This is a genomic window from Bradyrhizobium zhengyangense, assembly GCF_022012555.1.
In the GTDB taxonomy this organism is placed as follows: domain Bacteria; phylum Pseudomonadota; class Alphaproteobacteria; order Rhizobiales; family Xanthobacteraceae; genus Bradyrhizobium; species Bradyrhizobium zhengyangense.
Map to the genome: position 1 here is coordinate 243,707 of NZ_JAKLTZ010000008.1, position 16,935 is coordinate 260,641.

Genomic DNA, 16,935 nt, shown 5'->3' on the forward strand with positions numbered 1-16,935 from the left:
CATGAGCCAAGTCCTCGTGCCGCAACAGCCGCCCGCGCATCGCTGGATTTCGGCGGAGCGCGCCGACGACGTCGCGATCACCCAGGCCATCGCTGACCCCCTGTTCACCGGGTTCGGCAAACGGTGGTGGCTCGCGCTGCTCGCCACCGCGCCGTTCGTGCTCTGGCTGCTGGTCGCGATCGTCTGGCTGTTCTACCGCGGCATCGGCATCTGGGGCGTCAACTCCACCATCGTGTGGGGCGTGGCCATCGCCAATTACGTCTGGTGGATCGGCATCGGCAACGCCGGCACGCTGATTTCGGCGATGCTGCTGCTGACCAGGCAGCGATGGCGAGCCTCGATCAACCGCTTTGCGGAAGCCATGACGCTATTCGCGGTCGCGATCGCCGGGCTGATGCCGATCATTCATCTCGGCCGGCCGATCTATGCCTACTGGCTCGCGCCCTATCCGAACACGATGGCGCTGTGGCCGCAATGGCGCAGCGCGCTGGTCTGGGACTTCTGGGCCATCGTCAGCTATCTGCTGTTCTCGATCCTGTTCTGGTACGTCAGCCTGATCCCCGACCTCGCCACCCTGCGCGACCGCGCGCCGCGGCGAGGGGCCCAGCTCGTCTACGGCGCATTCGCGCTGGGCTGGCGCGGCTCGGCGCGGGAATGGTCGCGGCTCCAGACGCTGCACAGCACGATGGCGGCGCTCGGCGTGCCGCTGGTCTGTTCGGTCCATTCGATCGTCGGCCTCGATTTCGCCGCGAGCCTCATGCCCGGCTGGCAGGAGAGCATCTTCCCGCCCTATTTCGTGGTCGGCGCAATGTATTCCGGCTTCGCGATGGTCGTCGTGCTCGCAGCGGGGATCCGATGGGGGCTCGGCCTCCAGGCCATCATTACGCCCCGGCATTTCGACGCGATGGCCCGCATCCTGTTGATGGCCTCCATCGTGATGTTCTATTCCTATGCGACCGAGTGGTTCATGGGCTGGTATGGCGGCGAGCATGCCGACCGCGCCGTTGTGCGCTTCGAGTTCACCGGCACCTACGCGCCGCTGTACTGGGCGCTCCTGACCTGCAACTGCCTCGTGCCTCAGCTCCTGTGGTGGCCGTTCGCGCGACGTTCGTTGCCGGTGCTCATTCTTGTCGCCATCGCGATCAACATCGGAATGTGGCTCGAGCGTATCCTCATCGTCTGGAATACGCTGTCGCACGACTACATGCCTTCGCTATGGCGCAGTTTCCATTTTACCTTCTGGGACTGGAGCTTCCTGATCGCGCCACTCGGCTTCTTTGCCCTCCTGTTCCTGCTCTTCATGCGGCTGATCCCGAGCGTGTCGATGTTCGACATGCGCGAACTCGCCCACGAGGAGGCCGCCGCATGACCGCGACGCTGGTAGCGCAGTTCCTCGACGCCGAAACACTGCAAGCGGCCTTGCGGCGCGTGAAGAGCACGGGCCATGCCGCACTGGACGCCTTCACACCCTACCCGATCGAAGGGCTGGCGGAACAGCTCGGCCTCGATCGCTCGCGGATAAGAGTGGCGATGCTGATCGGCGGGCTCGCGACCGCCGCTTTCGCGTTCGGCCTGCAATGGTACAGCGCCGTGATCGACTATCCGATCGACAGCGGGGGCCGGCCGCTCAATTCCTGGCAGGTGTTCCTGCTGGTCCCCTTCGAGGTTGGCGTGTTTGCCGCCGCCCTCACCGGCGTGATCGCCTTTCTGCGGTCGTGCCGCCTGCCGCGGCTGCACGATGCCCTGTTCGAAATCCCGGGTTTCGAGCGCGCGACCCAGGATCGCTACATCCTGGTCGCCGCCTCCGAAGCCGATCCCAGAGATTTGCGGACGGTACTCACCGAGGCCGGCGCGGTCGTGGTGACGGAGCTGCGCGCGCCATGACGATCCGCCGGCTGCTCTGCTTGATGATGCTGCCCGCCGCGCTCGGTGGCTGCGGCGACCACTCGATGACGCAGCAGAACCGCTACGGCACGTTTACGAAGGCGGCGCTGTTCAGGGACGGCACCGAGGCCCAGGTCCCGCCACAGGGCGCGGTCGCGCAGGGCGAGCTCGATCGCGCGCGGCAGGTCGCGACGCCGCCGCCCGTCGACATGGCGCTGCTGGCGCGCGGCCGCGAGCGTTTCGGCATCTACTGTTCGCCCTGCCACGGACTCTCCGGCCATGGCGACGGCATGATCGTGCAGCGCGGCTTTCCCGCCCCGCCGTCGTTTCATTCGAGCCGGCTGCGCGCCGCCGACGCCCGGCACTTCTTCGACGTGATCACCAACGGTTACGGCGCGATGTATTCCTATGCCGCGCGCGTCGAGCCGCGCGACCGCTGGGCCATCATCGCCTATATCCGCGCGCTTCAGCAGTCGCAGCGGACCGATATGACCGAGGTCCCGCAGCTGAGGAGCAAGCTGCCATGATCGCGGCATCGCATAGGCAGACTCTGTCGGCATTCGGCAACCGGCATGCGGCGGCCGGGCTTGCGCTGCTGACGCTCACGGCCGCGCTGTTGCTCGTTCTCGGGCGCCTGGCTATTTATCCACCCCTGCTGCAGGGCTGGCTGCTGGCGTTCGCCATCTGGAGCTGCGCCCCGGTCGGCAGCATGAATTTGCTGCTGATCCACCGCCTGACCGGCGGGGTCTGGGGCATCGCTGCTGCACCGGTCCTGCGTCCGCTCGCCGCCATGATGCCGCTCGTTGCCATCGCCTTCGTTCCGGTGCTCGCCACACTGCCGGCAGTCTATCCTTGGGCTGCGGATCCCGGCGAGATCAAGCCGGATGTCGCGGCCTGGTATCTGAGTCAGGCATCCTTCATCCTGCGCGCGGTGGTCACCCTAGCGGGGTGGTCGGTTCTGGCAGTGATCTTTGCGTCCGGCCTCGGCGGAAGGCTATTGTCCGGGCTCGGCCTCGCCTTCTTCGGGCTCACCATCAGCGTGGTCGCGATCGACTGGTTCCTGTCGGTCGAGCCGCACTACGTGTCCACCGCCTTCGCATCGATGATCGCCATCCAGCAGTTGCTGGCGGCGCTCGCCGTGCTGGCCGTCGTCGGGATCGCCAATGTCGCAGGCCGGGCGAGGAGCGACATCGGCAAGCTGCTGATGCTCACGCTGCTGGGCGTTGTCTATCTCACCTACATGACGTTCGTGGTCGCCTGGTATGGCGATCTACCGCACAAGGCGGCGTGGTTCCTCAAGCGCGGCACCGACACATGGGCTGCGGTGCTGATCGCAACTTTCGTCATTGGGGCAGTTCTGCCGTTCACGATGCTTCTGCTCGCGGGCGTACGCGCCAGCCGTGCCGGCCTGCGTGCCGTCGGTGTTCTCCTGCTGCTCGGGACCGGCCTGCACTTCGCCTGGCTGATCCTGCCCGCGTTTGCCCGGCAACCCGCCGTCGCCCTGGCCGGCCTGGGTTCGCTCGTCATCCTGACCGCGTCTTCCATGCTGTTCGGTCGAGGCCTCGCATTCGGAGGCAAGCGCCATGCCGGTTGAGGAGATGGGACATCGCGCGCTGCCGCAGCCGGCCGACGTCGACAACCTCGTTGTGCTGGCGATCGTCGGCGGCTTCCTGCTGTTCGTGGCGGCCGCGATGGCAGGCATCCTGCTGTTTCTGAACGTGCAGGTGCCGGGCGCCTTCTTCCCGCGCACGGAGCGGCGGTTTCCGGCGCCGGCGTTGCAGACATCGCCGCAGGCCGACCTCGCGCGCTTCGAGGCCGAGCAGCAGGCCCGGTTCTCCGGCTATGCCTGGGTGGATCGCGACCACAATAAGGCGCGCATCCCGATCGATCAGGCGATGCAGTTCATCGCCGGCCGTGGCCCGCATGCCTATGATGCGATCGGGGATCACGACGCTCAACCGCCCCCTGCCGACGGAGGCAAGCCATGAGGCGGGCTCTCCTCGTTCTTTCGCTGGTGCTGTGGCCAGCGCTTGCGCGGGCCGGATTGACCGAGCAGGAGATCGGGCGCGTCGCCTTCGATCCGCGAGCCGATGCGCATGTCCCACTCGCCTTGCAATTCACCGGTCTCGACGGCCGTCCCGTGTCGATCGGCGATGCGGTCGCCGGGCGTCCGACGCTGCTGATCCCGGCCGACTTCACCTGCCGGCAGATCTGCGGGCCGGCGCTGACGATCGCGAGTTCTGCCTTGCAGCAGAGCGGGCTCGCAGCGGGACGCGACTACAGCCTCGTCATCGTCGGGATCGATCCGCGCGACAGCCGCGACGACGCACGGCGCTTCACGGAGGGACAGATCGGCCAGGCCGGGACATCGGTGTTGACCGGATCGCCCGGCAGCGTCCGCACACTGCTCGACAGCATTGGTTATCACACCGCATTCGACCGCAGCCGTGACGCCATCGCGCATCCGGCAGCCTTCGTCACGCTCGCACCGGATGGACGGGTCGTCCGCTCGCTCTCCAGCCTTGCGCTGCAGCCCGCCGATCTGCGTCTCGCGCTGCTCGAGGCCGGCAACGGCCGCATCGGCGGCCTCCCCGGCCGAATCGCACTGCTATGCTACGGATTCGATGCTGTGCACGGCATCTACACCAGCAGGATCGCGGTGATCCTGCAGCTTCTCGGCGGCGCCACGGTCGCCGCGATGGCGGGTCTGATCGGGCTGTTGCTGGTGCGCGGCAGACGACGCGGAGCTTCGGCATGAACTCGCTGTTCAGCCTGCCCGAGGCCAGCACGCACGCCGTCACGGTGGATCACATCTTCTACCTGCTGCTCGCGTTGTCCGGGGCGACCGTCGTGCTGGTATTCGGGCTGATCCTGCTGTTCGCCGTGCGCTACCGGCGCGGATCGAAGGCCAAGCGCGGTCCGATGCCGGAGTTTCTCGGCCGCGAGTTCGAGATCGGCTGGACGCTCGCGACGCTCCTCACCTTCGCCTTCCTGTTCTGGTGGGCCTCCTCCGCCGACCTCAGTAGCCTCGCGGCGCCGCCGCATGCGCTGGAGATCCATGTGGTCTCGAAGCAGTGGATGTGGAAGACGCAGCACGCGAACGGGGCCCGCGAGATCAACGCGCTGCATGTTCCCTTGCACGAGCCGGTGCATCTGCTGATGAGTTCGCAGGACGTGATCCACTCCTTCTACGCGCCGGCGTTCCGCGTCAAGCAGGACGTGGTGCCCGGACGCGATACCGACATCTGGTTCGAGGCGAGCAAGACCGGCACCTTCCCGCTGCTCTGCGCCGAATATTGCGGCACCAACCATTCGGCGATGCGTGGCGAGATCGTCGTCATGCAGCCCGAGGATTACGCCAAATGGCTGACCCGCCAACCCGAAGGCGACGACCTCGCTCATGAAGGTGCCAAGCTGTTCGTCTCGCAGGGCTGCTCTGGCTGTCACGCCACATCCTCCAATGTCCACGCGCCGCGCCTTGCCGGCCTCTATGGCCGCGCGGTCCAGCTCGCCGACGGGCGCACTGTCACCGCCGACGACGCCTATCTCCGCGACTCCATCCTGCAGCCGAAGCGCGACGTCGTCGCCGGCTTCGAGCCGATCATGCCGAGCTTCAAGGGGCTGCTCGACGACGGCGAGATTCAGAGCCTGACCGCCTATATCCGCTCGCTCGGGGAGGAGCCGCCCAATGACTGATTCCCTGCTCGCCGGAGAGCTGCCGCTGCCGCCGCGCCCGGATTACCTGCGCCACGGATCGACGGTGTGGTCCTGGCTTTCCACCACCGATCACAAGCGCATCGCGATCCTCTACGCGGTGACTATCACCATCTTCTTCTTCCTCGGTGGCGCGGCGATCACCGCTGTGCGGCTCGAGCTGTTCCAGCCGAACGGCTGGCTGATGACCTCGGACAGTTACAATAAGCTGTTTTCGTTCCACGGCATCATCATGGTCTGGTTCTTCCTGGTGCCGTCGATCCCCAACACCCTCGGCAACTTCCTGCTGCCGCTGATGATCGGGGCGCCGGACGTCGCCTTCCCGCGCCTCAATCTGTTCAGCTGGTACCTGACCATCGCGGCCGGCGCGTTCACCGTCTATGCCCTCGTCGCCGGCGGCGTCGACACTGGCTGGACGTTCTACACGCCCTATTCCTCGATGTTCTCCAACACCCACGTGTTCGCCGCCGCCGCCGGCGTGTTCGTGGTCGGCTTCGCCAGCATCGCCACCGGCGTCAACTTCATCGCGACCACCCACATGCTGCGCGCCCCGGGCATGACCTGGTTCCGGCTGCCGCTGTTCGTCTGGGCGATCTACGCGACGTCGCTGATCATGGTGCTCGCGACGCCCGTGCTCGCGATCTCGCTGCTGCTGGTGATCGCCGAGCGGGTGTTCGGCCTGCCGATCTTCGATCCCGCGCGCGGCGGCGATCCGATCCTGTTCCAGCACCTGTTCTGGTTCTACTCGCACCCGGCGGTCTACATTATGGTGCTGCCGGCCATGGGCGTGGTGTCCGAGATCATCCCCTGTTTCGCGCGGCGGCGGATCTTCGGCTATGACTTCATGGTCTATGCCATGCTCGCGATCGCCGGCATCGGCTTCTTCGTCTGGGGACACCACATGTTCGTCTCCGGCCAGTCGCCGCTCGCCAGCCTTGTGTTCTCGTTCCTCTCCTTCATCATCGCCGTGCCGTCGGCGATCAAGGTGTTCAACTGGACGGCCTCGCTCTATCGCGGGCAGATCAGCTTCGAATCCCCGATGCTGTACGCGCTCGGCTTCGTTGGATTGTTCACCACCGGCGGTCTCTCCGGGCTGTTCCTCGCGTCGATCCCGGTCGACGTCCACGTCACCGACACCTATTTCGTGGTCGCCCATTTCCACTACATCATGGTCGGCGGCTCGGTCTCGGCCTTCTTCGCCGGCATGCATTTCTGGTGGCCGAAGGTGACGGGCCGGCGCTATCCGGAGAGCTGGGCGAAATTCGCCGCGATCCTGATGTATGCCGGCTTCAACATGACATTCCTGCCGCAATTCTTCGCAGGCTATCTCGGCATGCCCAGGCGCTATCACACCTATCCGGCGGAATTTCAGATCTACAACGTCATGTCCTCCGCCGGCGCGGCGGTGCTCGCCATCGCCTATCTGCTGCCGCTCTTCTACCTCACCTGGTCGCTGTTCTACGGCGGCAAGGCCGGCCGGAATCCGTTCGGTGCGACCGGCCTCGAATGGACCACGAGTTCGCCGCCGCCGCCGAAGAATTTCGACTGGCAGCCCCGGATCGACCGGGCGCCTTACGACTATCACGCCGAGGGCATGTCGGCGGGAACCGATCCGCCGGAAATGCAGAACGCGAAAGAGACGCAATGAGTGACGAAACCGCAATGCTGCGAGAGCCCTGGGTCGATTTCAGCCGCCAGCGCGAAGCCGGCAAGTTCGGCATCTGGGTATTCCTCGCCAGCGAGACGCTGTTCTTCGGCGCCCTGATGCTGACCTACTCGGTCTGCCGGATCGAGCATCCGGCGGCGTTCGCGGCGGCCGGCCGCGAGACGAACATCTGGTACGGCACGATCAACACGGCAGTGCTGCTGACCAGCAGCCTCACCATTGCGGTCGCAGCGCAAGGGGCGGAGAGCTACGCGCGGCTGCGGCGGCTGGTGATCGCATGCCTGGTGGTGACCGCGCTGCTCGGCCTCGCCTTCATCGTCATCAAGAGCTTCGAATACAAAGAAGACATGGACAAGCATCTGGTCCCGGGCGCTGGATTTGCGCTACCGGAGCGAGCAGCGCAGCTGTTCTTTGGATTCTATTGGCTGGTCACGTCGGTCCACGCCATCCACCTGTCGATCGGCATTGCGCTGGTCGGCCGCCTGGTCTGGGTGTTGCTCCGCCGCGAGCTTCCGGTGACGGAGAATCCTGAGATCGAGGTCACCGCGCTGTACTGGCATCTCGTCGACATCGTCTGGATCTTCCTGTATCCGCTGATCTATCTACCGGGACGTTCGTCGTGAGCGAGCCAGACAAATCGGGCCTTACCGTCCGCCGCCTGTGGACGCGAAATCTGGTGATCTGGGCCGCGCTGATGGCGCTGCTGCTACTCAGCCTCGTCTCCGCATACATTCCCATGGGCCGGATAACGACAGCGAGCGGCATCGTGATCGCGATCGCCAAATCGATGCTCGTGGTCCTGCTGTTCATGGAGCTGGCCTCCGCCAGACCCCTGATCCGGCTTGCCGCGATGGCAGGATTGGTGTTCCTGGCCGCGATGTTCGCATTGACGCTGTCCGACATCCTCGCACGCCTGTGAGGTTCGACTTCCAGCTGCGTACAACCTAGCTGCACGACCGGCTTTGGGTTCAAATCGGGAGCCCCGAGGAACATGCCCGCCTCGGACTTGTTTCTTTTCGATGAGTGAGCCTTTGCCCGTCGTCATGGAAAATTCGATTCAGATCGCCTGGGATTATCTTGAGCGCACCGGTGACCTCGGCGATCCGTCGGTTGCGAGCAAGGTTCTGCTGGAGTCGGTGGAAAAACTGGTTCGTCGCGGTGAGCGTCGGGTATTGATGCTTTCGAACACGGCCATCAGAGATTACAAGAAATTTTGTGCCGACCGCTCGCTGGAGTTGGTCACCTGATAGATCCAGATTGTCAGATCTGCTTCGGTTTGGGCTGGGTCTGCGAAAACCACCCGTTCCAGCCTTGGGATGAGAAGGGATGTCAGTGCGGGGCGGGCATGCCATGCGAATGCCAGCAGGCGACCGGATTGGAAGAACTCGATGTCTCGAAGGTCATAGCGCGATCACCCACACCGAAAACGCGATGAGCGCCGTGAGAACGATCGCCGCTACTATCACAAGCTTCGTCACTTCGGCTTCTCGGCGCTGATGCGCAGGGTGTAGAGCGGGTTCTGAAACTCGTCGACGACCTCCATGCTCCAGTCCTCCTGCGGGCGCAATCTGCCGTCGAGGCCTTGCAGAATCTGTCCCGCGGTCACCGTCGCCTCCCGCCATGCCGCATGCTTGTCGGGCAACTCCTCGCCCTCTTCGTCTAGCTCGGTGTGGCCATGATGAACGTGGAAAAAATACTTTGGCATAGCAGTCCTCACATGCCGCTCTTTAGGGTCGGAGAGTCGGCCCCGGTTGGGGGGCTTGGGGGCAAGTAGACCGGGGCCGCTCCGCCAGCATCGGCGGCGATGCTCGGCGGGTTATCAATCGGCCTGCGATGCCGGTGGTTCCACGTTGTCGACGCAAACTGGAGATTCGTGGCCGGTCGCCGCCGAATGTGCGAAGCTCGCGGCGATGTATTTTGGCGTCTCGGAGGGATGCCGATGCGCCTTGCATTGCCTTATCTGGGTATCGGTCTCTGTGCGTCGCTGGCAGCGTGGCTACCGGTGCTGCTGCTTTACTGACGCGGAAACAGATTAATGCTTGGCGGTAGTATCCGCACGTAGGTGCCGCTCTCGTGCAGTTCGAGCCCAGCCTCGCTCGCCGGCGAACTCGAGGCAGGCGCCGAACTTGCTGCCTGTTGCCTTCAGCGCGAACAGGAATGTGCGTTGATTTTCGATATGAATGCGACCGTCCTGGACCGGCGCGACACCGGTCGCCAACTCCACCAGTTTGCGGGCCGCGGCTTCCGAATTGGCATAAGGACGGATCTTCACCGAAGCCGAGAGCAAGCCGGACGGATACGGGCAGCTTTTTTCCACCTTCAACGGCCGGGCCAACATCACGATACAGGCTGCTCCGAACGTCTCCAACGATTCACCGGCAGCCTTCCTTTAGAAAAAGGGGCCGCCTGCGCGCATCCAGTACAAGCGGGTGACGTCGCGTTTCTTCGCGCTCTCCAGCTACAAGGGCGACAAGGTTTGGTACGACCGCTGCAATTCGGCTCGCCTGGTCACTATCAACTATCCAGCCAGCGAAGAGCGCGCCTGGACCGGCGTGGTCGCGCGCATCAGCCTCTCGCTCCTGGTAGATAGCGGCGGCCGCCTACCCTGTCTTCAGAACATTCTCGACCCCGATCAGCAACTAGCGGGCGCAGCAGCCGCATCGGCCGCGCGATGAGCCCGCCCGAAACAACCCTCGCGAAGCGGTTCCTTCGCAATTGCGCCAGACGCGTTAAGACCAACGTCACCAAAACATCATCTAGTCCGGCGGGCGGTCGCCACCTTTACGTGTCGTTCGACACTTGGTCCCTAGCCTGTTGATCTGCTGGGGATTTCCCGATGGACTTGTTCTCTCGAATGCGCGCCGCCTTCTCCGTGGGCAGCACGACCGATCCGCTCGGTCGTTCGCTGCTCGTGGAGCAATTCCGCGTGCTGCGCAAGCAGGTGCCGGTTCTCTACGCGGTCCTGCTGATCGACAGCATCAGCGTGGGACTAGTGCTCCCGTCGAACGTTTCGCCGTGGCTCCGGTTTGCGGTCCCGGCCCTACTGCTCGCGATCTGCATGGTCCGGCTGATCCAGTGGCTTCGCCTGAGCGGCGTCGAATTCACCCCCGAGCACGCCTATCGCGAGCTCGTCAGAACCCGTGTCGTCGCGATCGTCCTCAACACGGGCTTCGTGCTCTGGATCCTGGCGCTGTTCGGGGTCGTCGACCCGGAGCTCCGCGCGCCGGTCGCGCTGCTCGTGTTCATGGGCTGCGTAGGCACGGCCTACTGCCTCGGCAGCTTTCCGCCCGCATCCCTCCTGACGATGATTATCGCCGGCACCCCGATCGCGACTGTGCTGCTGCTCTCGGGCGATGGCATGATGATCTCGCTGGGGATCAATCTGCTGCTGCTGCTCCTCCTGCTCGGACGGATGATCAGCACCAATTTCCGATCCTTCGTTCAACTCGTCGGAACTCACGGCCGACTGGCCGAGGAAGGAGACCGCGCACGCGTTGCGGAGAAGACTGCGATGGCCGTGGCCGAGCGCTTCGACCGGGCGCTCAACAACATGTCACAGGGTCTCTGCTTCTTCGACGAGGACCAGTGCCTGATCGTCTGCAACAGGCAGTACCTGGAGATCTACGACCTCGATCCGGACGCCGTCCATCCGGGCATGAAGCTGAACGACATCGTCGATCTGCGCTATGCCGTGGGCAGCGCCCCCAGGATGTCCAAGGAAGACTATCTGGTCTGGCGTAACAGTTCTCCCGTCATCACCGAGGATTCGGACACCACGGTCGAACTGACAAACGGCCGCATCGTGCGCATCCGGCATCGCCCAATGCCCGGCAACGGCTGGGTCGCGACCCATGAGGACATCACCGAGCAGCACCGCACCGAAACGGCACTTGCGCAAGCGAAGGCTGCAGCCGAGCAGGCGGAAGCGAGCGCTCGAGCCGCCCACGCCCATCTGACCAACGCGCTGGACGTCGTTCCCGAGGCGCTTGCCATCTTCGACAAGGACGATCAGCTGATCCTCTGGAATCGGCGCTACGCGGAGCTCTATTGCATCAGCGGCAGTGCCCTCACCGTCGGCACGCCGTTCGAGGCGCTCATCCGGACGGGTCTGGAGGCCGGGCAGTATCCAGAGGCGATCGGCCGGGAGGCCGAGTGGCTCACCGAACGCCTCGCCCGGCATGCGCTGCCTCGCCACTCGCATGAGCAGCGTTTGCCCGGCGATCGATGGGTTCGGATCGAAGAACGGCGCACCGCGGACGGCGGCAGCATCGGCATCCGGATCGACATCACCGACCTGAAGCGGCGGGAAGCATCCTTCCGACTTCTCTTCGAGGAGAACCCGCTTCCGATGTGGGTCGCCGATGCGAACACCCGCCAACTGATCGCGGTGAACGGCGCCATGTGCCGTCACTACGGTTACCCCCGCGAAGCTCTCCTTACCATGATCGAGGGGCAACTTCAGTGCGGGGAAGCTGACAGCGCGGAAAGTGACTTCGAACTGCACAGAACGGCCGACGGCGAGCCCATCCAGGTCGTCATCGAATCCCGGCCTCTCGTCTATGGCGAACGGGCAGCGCACGTTTCCGTCGCCTTCGACGTGACGGACAGGAACCGGGCCCAGGAGAAGATCAGCTATCTGGCGCGACACGATGCCCTGACGGAGTTGCCCAACAGAACGGCCCTGGATGAACACCTTGGATCCGCAATCGAACGAGCGCGGATCACCGACAGCCCCTTCGCCGTGCTCTGCATCGATCTCGATCATTTCAAGGAGATCAACGATCTTTTCGGCCACGCCGTCGGCGACGCCGTGCTGCGGGAGACCTCAAGACGCCTGAAGGAGGTGGCGGAAGGGGCCTACGTCGCGCGCGTCGGCGGCGACGAGTTCATCGGCATCGTCGATCGGCCTCCTTTACCCGGAGCCGCAGAACTGCTGGCCACGCGCATGCGCACCCAGTTCGAGCGGCCGATCGAGATCGACGGTCACGCGCTGAAGATCGATCTCTGCGTCGGAATAGCCCTCTATCCACGGGATGCCAACGACGCGGTCTCGCTGCTGGCGAACGCCGATGCCGCCCTCTACCGCGCAAAGCATGAAGGGCGGGGTGCCATCCGCCTGTTCACCAGCGCCATGGACAAGCAATTGCGAGAGCGGCGGGCGCTGGACCACGATCTGCGGGCGGCCGTCGAGCGAGGAGAGCTCTTTCTGGAATATCAGCCGCAGCAGCACCGGGACGGCACGCTGAAGGCCTATGAGGCGCTGGTCCGCTGGCGTCATCCTCTTCGCGGCATCATTCCGCCCGGGGAGTTCATTCCGGTCGCCGAGCAGAGCGGCTCGATCGCGCAGATCGACGACTGGGTCCTGATGGAGGCGTGCAGGGAGGCGGCGTCCTGGACCGAACCTCTCAGGATCGCCGTCAACGTCTCGGCGGCGCAATTCCGTCGGGAGAATCTCGATGCGCATGTCCGCAAGGCGCTGCGCGAGAGCGGCCTGGCGGCCTCGCGGGTCGAGCTTGAGATCACCGAAGGAGTGCTGATCGAGGACATCGCGCGCGCCAAGAATACGATGCAGTCGCTCAAGGCGCTCGGGGTTCAAATCGCTCTGGACGACTTCGGCACGGGATACTCCTCGCTGTCGTACCTGGAGGCGTTTCCCCTCGACCGGATCAAGATCGACCGGTCCTTCGTAATGGCGCTCGGCCAAAGTGATCGCTCGCTCGCCATCGTCCGGGCCGTCATCGGCCTTGCCCATGGTCTCGGGCTTCCGGTACTCGCTGAAGGAATCGAGACCGACGCCCAGATGTCTCTTCTGCTGAAGGAAGGTTGCGACGAGATGCAGGGCTATCTGATCGGCCGCCCCCGAAGCCTTCTTGCCGCCAAGGACGATAAGGAGTCCCGTTTGCGCGCGGTCTCCTAAGACCTTTGGCCGGCTATTGAGCGCGTGGCAGCTGCACGCTCGCGACCGAAGTCAGATCTCGGCCCGCCTACTGATGGACGTGCAGTATTGACGGGATGGGAAGCTCCCATGTCCTTCAGGAAACGGGCGAACTCATGTTCCGGTTTGGTGTCCCGCCTCCGCCTCTCTAAGCTCGGGTTCAGGTGCGCGGACTGGGTTGGGGGGCGGAGCTGCCTGCGGCGTCGAAGGCTGCTGTGCGTCTTCCTGTTTCAGTGCCGCGGGCTGCGCCCCGATTGCAGCGATCCAAACCTCGCCAGATGATTTTTGAACCCGCCAAATTCCCTCCTCTGTCGCCAACGCTGCGCTTGTTGCGGTGAGAACCAATGCAAATGCCACCGCACCAAGCAGTCCTCTTTTGAGCCCCATCCGAAATTCCTCGCTCCAAGATGCCGCGGCGTTGACGTTCCGACGATGTCTTATTGAGCGATTAACCGTTAGGTTCTGCCGATACACACGCCTCTAAAGCTTCGCGAAATGGGTTAGGGGAGTCGTCTAGGATTAAGCTGTGTGCACTTTTGCACCGAGCGCACGCAGCAATCGTACCCATATCACGCATCAGCTGAATCGGATATCGCTGATGCTCGCGAGATCCTACGGTGAAGAGACTTTGACTGCCCCGCCACCCTTATCTTGCGGTTTGAGCCGTCTACATGAGCCCGCTCTTAACATGAAATCCACCTACCCCCTGTTGAAGAAGTGGACAACGGAACAGCACGAGCGGCTGGTCACCATGGCAGAGGCGGGATGGCGACCGAGCCAGATCTCCGCAGAACTGAACAGGAGTGAGGCCGCGATAAGGGTTCGGGCTTGGCAGTACGGCATTGTGCTGCGGTTGGTCACGACAAAGCGCATCAAGTGAGGAGCTTGCCATCTCGCCCGCGAAGTTAATCCAGAACCTAATTAATGTTAACGCGGTCTCAGCGGTCCGCTCGTCCCAAACCGGGAGGTGCTTAAGTCGCGGCGCTTGCGGAACTCTATCGGCGATGCATCGTTCCTTTGATAGCTCGGCAGTACCGAGCCCGAACTGTGGGTGTACTGCCCCGGACGCTGATCCCCCAGCGCCGGGGTTTTTTATGCCGCGGAGCCGACAAGTGCAGCCCTGCTGAACGTTCATGAGCCGTAAAGCACGCGCATGAACATCACCACGCCAATGTTCAAAACTGGACATGAGACAGACCGAGCGAGATCTACGATTGCGCCGCGACGGTTGGATTCGCCTCCGTTCCGAAGCGACAGCAGCCTCAGCTCATCACCCTTCCTGGAGCACGCCGCAGGATTAATGGCTCTTCGTGACTTGGTAGCATCGCGGAGGCCTCTTGGTGACCCACCTTCGCGGACTGCGCCGAGGCTCCTACTGGGCACCAATGTTCTAAAGCAAGATAGTTTGAGCCTGGTGCGCGTTTAGCAACCTTGCGTACAGAGCCGCGTTGCTCAATGCACTGCCGGGTGACAACCGGACTCAATGGGGATGTTGGACGCGGAGCATTTTTCCGGTTTCTGCCCACGACATCAACGCATCGGTACGCGCTGACAACTAACCCATTCTCGGCATGTGCACCCTCTATGAATGAAGGCCATGGCCCGCTTCTATTTCCATCTCGTGGGCGATACGCCTGCTCATGATGTCCTCGGCCAGGATTGCGCGGATAACCGCGAGGCGCGGATCCACGCCAAGGCACTGGCGCGCGCTCTCGCGACCGAAAAGCCCCATTTGGTGCGAGATGGAAATTCGATTGCAATTGTTACGGAGGGCGGCCAGGAGATCGACCGGATTGTTCTGGCTTCGAGTAGCTTCTAGATCGTCGGAGTATGAGCGGCGCCTCTACCCGTGAGCGCGCCATGCTTCGATGAGCGGGCGAAACTCACCCATCCTCATTTGCGTTCGGACGCTTTCAAGGAGGAAGGTGGCAGTCGCGTCGGGCCGCGAGATCTCTCCGGACTTCGCGAGAATGCCCCAGGCAATATCGAAGGATTGCTCGACGACACTAGACATGTGCATGACCGGGAAACAGGCAACTCTCCGCAGTTCCTGTGAAATTGAAACGTGTCGCGATGTTAATCTCGGAACTTCACATTTGTGGGCGCGCAAAGGCTGCACACAGTAGAAGGTCTCGAGTAGCGCGCTGGTGTATGCGAGTTGGTGCGCTCTCGGCCCCGGTGCCTCTACTCCTCACCAGCCCCAGAGTACCTGGGCTGCTCGACTGTGGGCAGGCTCTAACGCAGCAGCTCGTCGAACGTCGGTATCCGAAAGCCCGGCTGTGTTTCGGCGGGGAATAAGGGCTCTGACGCCGATTGACAGGGTTACTCCCTTCGGCGACCAAGCCCCACTCCCCCGTTTCGTTCCTAAGAGTGAAAACCCCACATCGTTGCCGATGTTGGGCAATAGCGTTAGGCGCTGTGCGTTATCGTTTTGCGGGCGGGCCGCTTTTGTTTCCTGGCAGGCCTTTTACGTTCGCCGGATCTTGTTCCTGCACCGAGAGGTTCTGCGACGCGGAGCCAACCGTACCCTGTTGCGAGGGACCGTTCTTGCCGCCAGGCGCTCCGCTAATCCCGACTCCAGAATTCTGGGCGCTTGGAGCTGTTGAAACCGTGCCAGCTGTATCCGATCGATTGGCATCGCCTGGCATATGCGAAGCCGAGCCGGGCTTGTCCTGTTCACCGACGTAGCCCGAGGCGCCCGAGTTTTGTGTCTTGATGCCCTTATCCGCCTCGTCCTGGAGGCTCCGCGATGGCGTCGCCTGTTGAGCAAGGGCTCCTGTCACACTGGAGATCGCCACGAGTGCTGCGAGTGCTAATAGCCGCATGATGGAAGGTCCTCCGTAGGTTGTTATTGTCATCAACGTGCGGGAAACGCGACGTTTCCTAAGCAGGGGCAAAAAATAAGCCGGCCGTTTATTAAAGCGGAATCGCAAAACCGAGCGAGGACAAAAACCTTCAAGGCGGAACTGCACGTCCGAAAGACCATTGTTTCAGGCGCATGGGCGCATCGAGTGCCAAATTATGCAAAACTTTGCCAACGCGGCGTTTTCCCCAGATACGGTCGAGGCTATGACCGCCGCTCTGCGCGCTGCCTTGGCTACGCTGCCGGAGCCAGTCCATTCGGCGCACGTCAACATTCTTGCTGAATCAATCCTGCGCACGGCCAAAAGTGGAGAGCGAGACATCGTGATTCTGCAGAGAATAGCGCTTATGGAATTACAGCTGACGGGTCGGGCGTAGCCTTCCCACAAGCAACTCCCGCAGGCGGAATGCAGTCTTCGATCTCACCGGCGTGCTTGTCATTGAGGCGGCCACTGAACCCCCGGTCGACGGCGCGCTAATCGCGTACAGCCTCAAGCAAACGCTCAGCTTGAAACGGCTTTGGCAGGAAAACGGTATCGCGCGGCAGTGACCCTAGGCGATCGCCGGACATCACAACGATATTCAGGTGTGGATGTTTCGAACGAGCGTAGGCTGCAAGCTCGGTGCCTTTCATCACGCCGGCCAGATTTTGATCGACGATCAGCGCCTGCAAATCGACGCCGGTCGGCGTCACAATGACCTCGCCCGCTTCGGCCGTCGTGCATTCGACGACTTCGAAACCTTCGCCTCTCAGGATGTCGGCAACAAAGCTCTCCTTGCAGAGAGTCGTCCTCGACCAGCAGCGTGACAAAATTCGACATCGCTTGCATCACCCTATTTGCTGGATAATGCGCAGAAACTCTTTGGTTCATCG

21 protein-coding genes are annotated in these 16,935 nt (G+C 63.1%); 16 read left to right on the top strand and 5 right to left on the bottom strand.

Going from position 1 to position 16,935, the window contains the following annotated elements; all coding sequences use genetic code 11:
- Position 1 precedes the first annotated feature (1 nt).
- From nrfD to L6639_RS28205, 11 genes are all read left to right on the top strand, one after another.
- Positions 2-1,369 (top strand): NrfD/PsrC family molybdoenzyme membrane anchor subunit, encoded by a 1,368-nt coding sequence (gene nrfD, locus L6639_RS28155; RefSeq protein WP_237864867.1) that lies wholly within the window; start codon positions 2-4, stop codon positions 1,367-1,369.
- Positions 1,366-1,884 carry a DUF3341 domain-containing protein gene (locus L6639_RS28160; RefSeq protein WP_237864868.1) on the top strand — a complete coding sequence of 173 codons (519 nt, stop codon included), beginning with the start codon at positions 1,366-1,368 and terminating at the stop codon, positions 1,882-1,884. Before nrfD ends, L6639_RS28160 begins: the two co-directional genes overlap by 4 nt.
- A 2-nt stretch (positions 1,885-1,886) precedes the next feature.
- Positions 1,887-2,411: a c-type cytochrome gene (locus L6639_RS28165; protein WP_237864932.1), complete on the top strand. Its 525-nt coding sequence runs from the start codon at positions 1,887-1,889 to the stop codon at positions 2,409-2,411.
- Positions 2,408-3,478, top strand: coding sequence for a hypothetical protein (locus tag L6639_RS28170; protein WP_237864869.1), 1,071 nt, complete (start codon positions 2,408-2,410; stop codon positions 3,476-3,478). The genes L6639_RS28165 and L6639_RS28170 overlap by 4 nt, the downstream gene beginning before the upstream one ends.
- Positions 3,468-3,872 carry a hypothetical protein gene (locus L6639_RS28175; protein ID WP_237864870.1) on the top strand — a complete coding sequence of 135 codons (405 nt, stop codon included), beginning with the start codon at positions 3,468-3,470 and terminating at the stop codon, positions 3,870-3,872. Before L6639_RS28170 ends, L6639_RS28175 begins: the two co-directional genes overlap by 11 nt.
- Positions 3,869-4,642, top strand: a complete 774-nt coding sequence (locus L6639_RS28180; RefSeq protein ID WP_237864871.1) for an SCO family protein — start codon at positions 3,869-3,871, stop codon at positions 4,640-4,642. Before L6639_RS28175 ends, L6639_RS28180 begins: the two co-directional genes overlap by 4 nt.
- A complete protein-coding gene (gene coxB / locus L6639_RS28185; RefSeq protein ID WP_128962272.1) occupies positions 4,639-5,580 on the top strand; it encodes a cytochrome c oxidase subunit II in 942 nt (313 codons plus the stop codon). The genes L6639_RS28180 and coxB overlap by 4 nt, the downstream gene beginning before the upstream one ends.
- Entirely contained in the window at positions 5,573-7,246 is a 1,674-nt protein-coding gene (locus L6639_RS28190; RefSeq protein ID WP_237864872.1) for a cytochrome c oxidase subunit I, read from the top strand. Before coxB ends, L6639_RS28190 begins: the two co-directional genes overlap by 8 nt.
- A complete protein-coding gene (locus L6639_RS28195; protein WP_237864873.1) occupies positions 7,243-7,887 on the top strand; it encodes a cytochrome c oxidase subunit 3 in 645 nt (214 codons plus the stop codon). Before L6639_RS28190 ends, L6639_RS28195 begins: the two co-directional genes overlap by 4 nt.
- Entirely contained in the window at positions 7,884-8,183 is a 300-nt protein-coding gene (locus tag L6639_RS28200; RefSeq protein ID WP_128962275.1) for a cytochrome C oxidase subunit IV family protein, read from the top strand. Before L6639_RS28195 ends, L6639_RS28200 begins: the two co-directional genes overlap by 4 nt.
- Positions 8,184-8,283: 100 nt before the next feature.
- On the top strand, positions 8,284-8,511 hold the full coding sequence (locus L6639_RS28205) for a hypothetical protein (protein ID WP_237864874.1): 228 nt from the start codon (positions 8,284-8,286) through the stop codon (positions 8,509-8,511).
- Between the two features lie 227 nt (positions 8,512-8,738).
- On the opposite strand, the gene L6639_RS28210 is transcribed toward L6639_RS28205, so the two are convergent.
- The gene (locus L6639_RS28210) at positions 8,739-8,969 is read right to left on the bottom strand and encodes a DUF6894 family protein (protein WP_237864875.1); all 231 of its coding nucleotides are present in this window, start codon (positions 8,967-8,969) and stop codon (positions 8,739-8,741) included.
- A 327-nt stretch (positions 8,970-9,296) separates the two neighbouring features.
- On the bottom strand, positions 9,297-9,632 hold the full coding sequence (locus L6639_RS28215) for a hypothetical protein (RefSeq protein ID WP_333909305.1): 336 nt from the start codon (positions 9,630-9,632) through the stop codon (positions 9,297-9,299).
- 61 nt (positions 9,633-9,693) lie between these two features.
- Between L6639_RS28215 and L6639_RS43315 the strand changes: the two genes are divergently transcribed.
- A complete protein-coding gene (locus L6639_RS43315; protein ID WP_333909304.1) occupies positions 9,694-9,939 on the top strand; it encodes a hypothetical protein in 246 nt (81 codons plus the stop codon).
- Positions 9,940-10,304: 365 nt separating this feature from the next.
- Here L6639_RS43315 and L6639_RS28225 read toward each other — a convergent pair whose 3' ends face one another.
- Complete coding sequence (locus L6639_RS28225) at positions 10,305-10,724, bottom strand: hypothetical protein (RefSeq protein ID WP_237864876.1); 420 nt, start codon at positions 10,722-10,724, stop codon at positions 10,305-10,307.
- A gap of 51 nt (positions 10,725-10,775) precedes the next feature.
- Between L6639_RS28225 and L6639_RS28230 the strand changes: the two genes are divergently transcribed.
- From L6639_RS28230 to L6639_RS28240, 3 genes are all read left to right on the top strand, one after another.
- The gene (locus tag L6639_RS28230; protein WP_237864877.1) at positions 10,776-13,181 is read left to right on the top strand and encodes an EAL domain-containing protein; all 2,406 of its coding nucleotides are present in this window, start codon (positions 10,776-10,778) and stop codon (positions 13,179-13,181) included.
- Positions 13,182-13,887: 706 nt separating this feature from the next.
- A complete protein-coding gene (locus tag L6639_RS28235; protein ID WP_128962280.1) occupies positions 13,888-14,079 on the top strand; it encodes a hypothetical protein in 192 nt (63 codons plus the stop codon).
- 717 nt (positions 14,080-14,796) lie between these two features.
- Complete coding sequence (locus L6639_RS28240; RefSeq protein WP_128962281.1) at positions 14,797-15,018, top strand: DUF6894 family protein; 222 nt, start codon at positions 14,797-14,799, stop codon at positions 15,016-15,018.
- Positions 15,019-15,622: 604 nt separating this feature from the next.
- Here the strand turns inward: L6639_RS28240 and L6639_RS28245 are convergent.
- Positions 15,623-15,847, bottom strand: coding sequence for a hypothetical protein (locus tag L6639_RS28245; RefSeq protein WP_377803197.1), 225 nt, complete (start codon positions 15,845-15,847; stop codon positions 15,623-15,625).
- A gap of 373 nt (positions 15,848-16,220) precedes the next feature.
- Between L6639_RS28245 and L6639_RS28250 the strand changes: the two genes are divergently transcribed.
- Positions 16,221-16,439 (top strand): hypothetical protein, encoded by a 219-nt coding sequence (locus L6639_RS28250; RefSeq protein ID WP_128962348.1) that lies wholly within the window; start codon positions 16,221-16,223, stop codon positions 16,437-16,439.
- A gap of 97 nt (positions 16,440-16,536) precedes the next feature.
- On the opposite strand, the gene L6639_RS28255 is transcribed toward L6639_RS28250, so the two are convergent.
- Entirely contained in the window at positions 16,537-16,872 is a 336-nt protein-coding gene (locus L6639_RS28255; RefSeq protein ID WP_237864878.1) for a response regulator, read from the bottom strand.
- Positions 16,873-16,935: the final 63 nt, after the last annotated feature.

What these genes read in the sequence shown, in the direction of transcription:
- nrfD (WP_237864867.1), top strand. Translation starts at nt 2, where the DNA reads ATGAGCCAAGTCCTCGTGCCGCAACAGCCGCCCGCGCATCGCTGGATT.
- L6639_RS28160 (WP_237864868.1), top strand. Translation starts at nt 1,366, where the DNA reads ATGACCGCGACGCTGGTAGCGCAGTTCCTCGACGCCGAAACACTGCAA.
- L6639_RS28170 (WP_237864869.1), top strand. Translation starts at nt 2,408, where the DNA reads ATGATCGCGGCATCGCATAGGCAGACTCTGTCGGCATTCGGCAACCGG.
- L6639_RS28175 (WP_237864870.1), top strand. Translation starts at nt 3,468, where the DNA reads ATGCCGGTTGAGGAGATGGGACATCGCGCGCTGCCGCAGCCGGCCGAC.
- L6639_RS28180 (WP_237864871.1), top strand. Translation starts at nt 3,869, where the DNA reads ATGAGGCGGGCTCTCCTCGTTCTTTCGCTGGTGCTGTGGCCAGCGCTT.
- coxB (WP_128962272.1), top strand. Translation starts at nt 4,639, where the DNA reads ATGAACTCGCTGTTCAGCCTGCCCGAGGCCAGCACGCACGCCGTCACG.
- L6639_RS28190 (WP_237864872.1), top strand. Translation starts at nt 5,573, where the DNA reads ATGACTGATTCCCTGCTCGCCGGAGAGCTGCCGCTGCCGCCGCGCCCG.
- L6639_RS28195 (WP_237864873.1), top strand. Translation starts at nt 7,243, where the DNA reads ATGAGTGACGAAACCGCAATGCTGCGAGAGCCCTGGGTCGATTTCAGC.
- L6639_RS28205 (WP_237864874.1), top strand. Translation starts at nt 8,284, where the DNA reads ATGAGTGAGCCTTTGCCCGTCGTCATGGAAAATTCGATTCAGATCGCC.
- L6639_RS28210 (WP_237864875.1), bottom strand. Translation starts at nt 8,969, where the DNA reads ATGCCAAAGTATTTTTTCCACGTTCATCATGGCCACACCGAGCTAGAC.
- L6639_RS28230 (WP_237864877.1), top strand. Translation starts at nt 10,776, where the DNA reads ATGGCCGTGGCCGAGCGCTTCGACCGGGCGCTCAACAACATGTCACAG.
- L6639_RS28235 (WP_128962280.1), top strand. Translation starts at nt 13,888, where the DNA reads ATGAAATCCACCTACCCCCTGTTGAAGAAGTGGACAACGGAACAGCAC.
- L6639_RS28240 (WP_128962281.1), top strand. Translation starts at nt 14,797, where the DNA reads ATGGCCCGCTTCTATTTCCATCTCGTGGGCGATACGCCTGCTCATGAT.
- L6639_RS28245 (WP_377803197.1), bottom strand. Translation starts at nt 15,847, where the DNA reads ATGCCAGGCGATGCCAATCGATCGGATACAGCTGGCACGGTTTCAACA.
- L6639_RS28250 (WP_128962348.1), top strand. Translation starts at nt 16,221, where the DNA reads ATGCAAAACTTTGCCAACGCGGCGTTTTCCCCAGATACGGTCGAGGCT.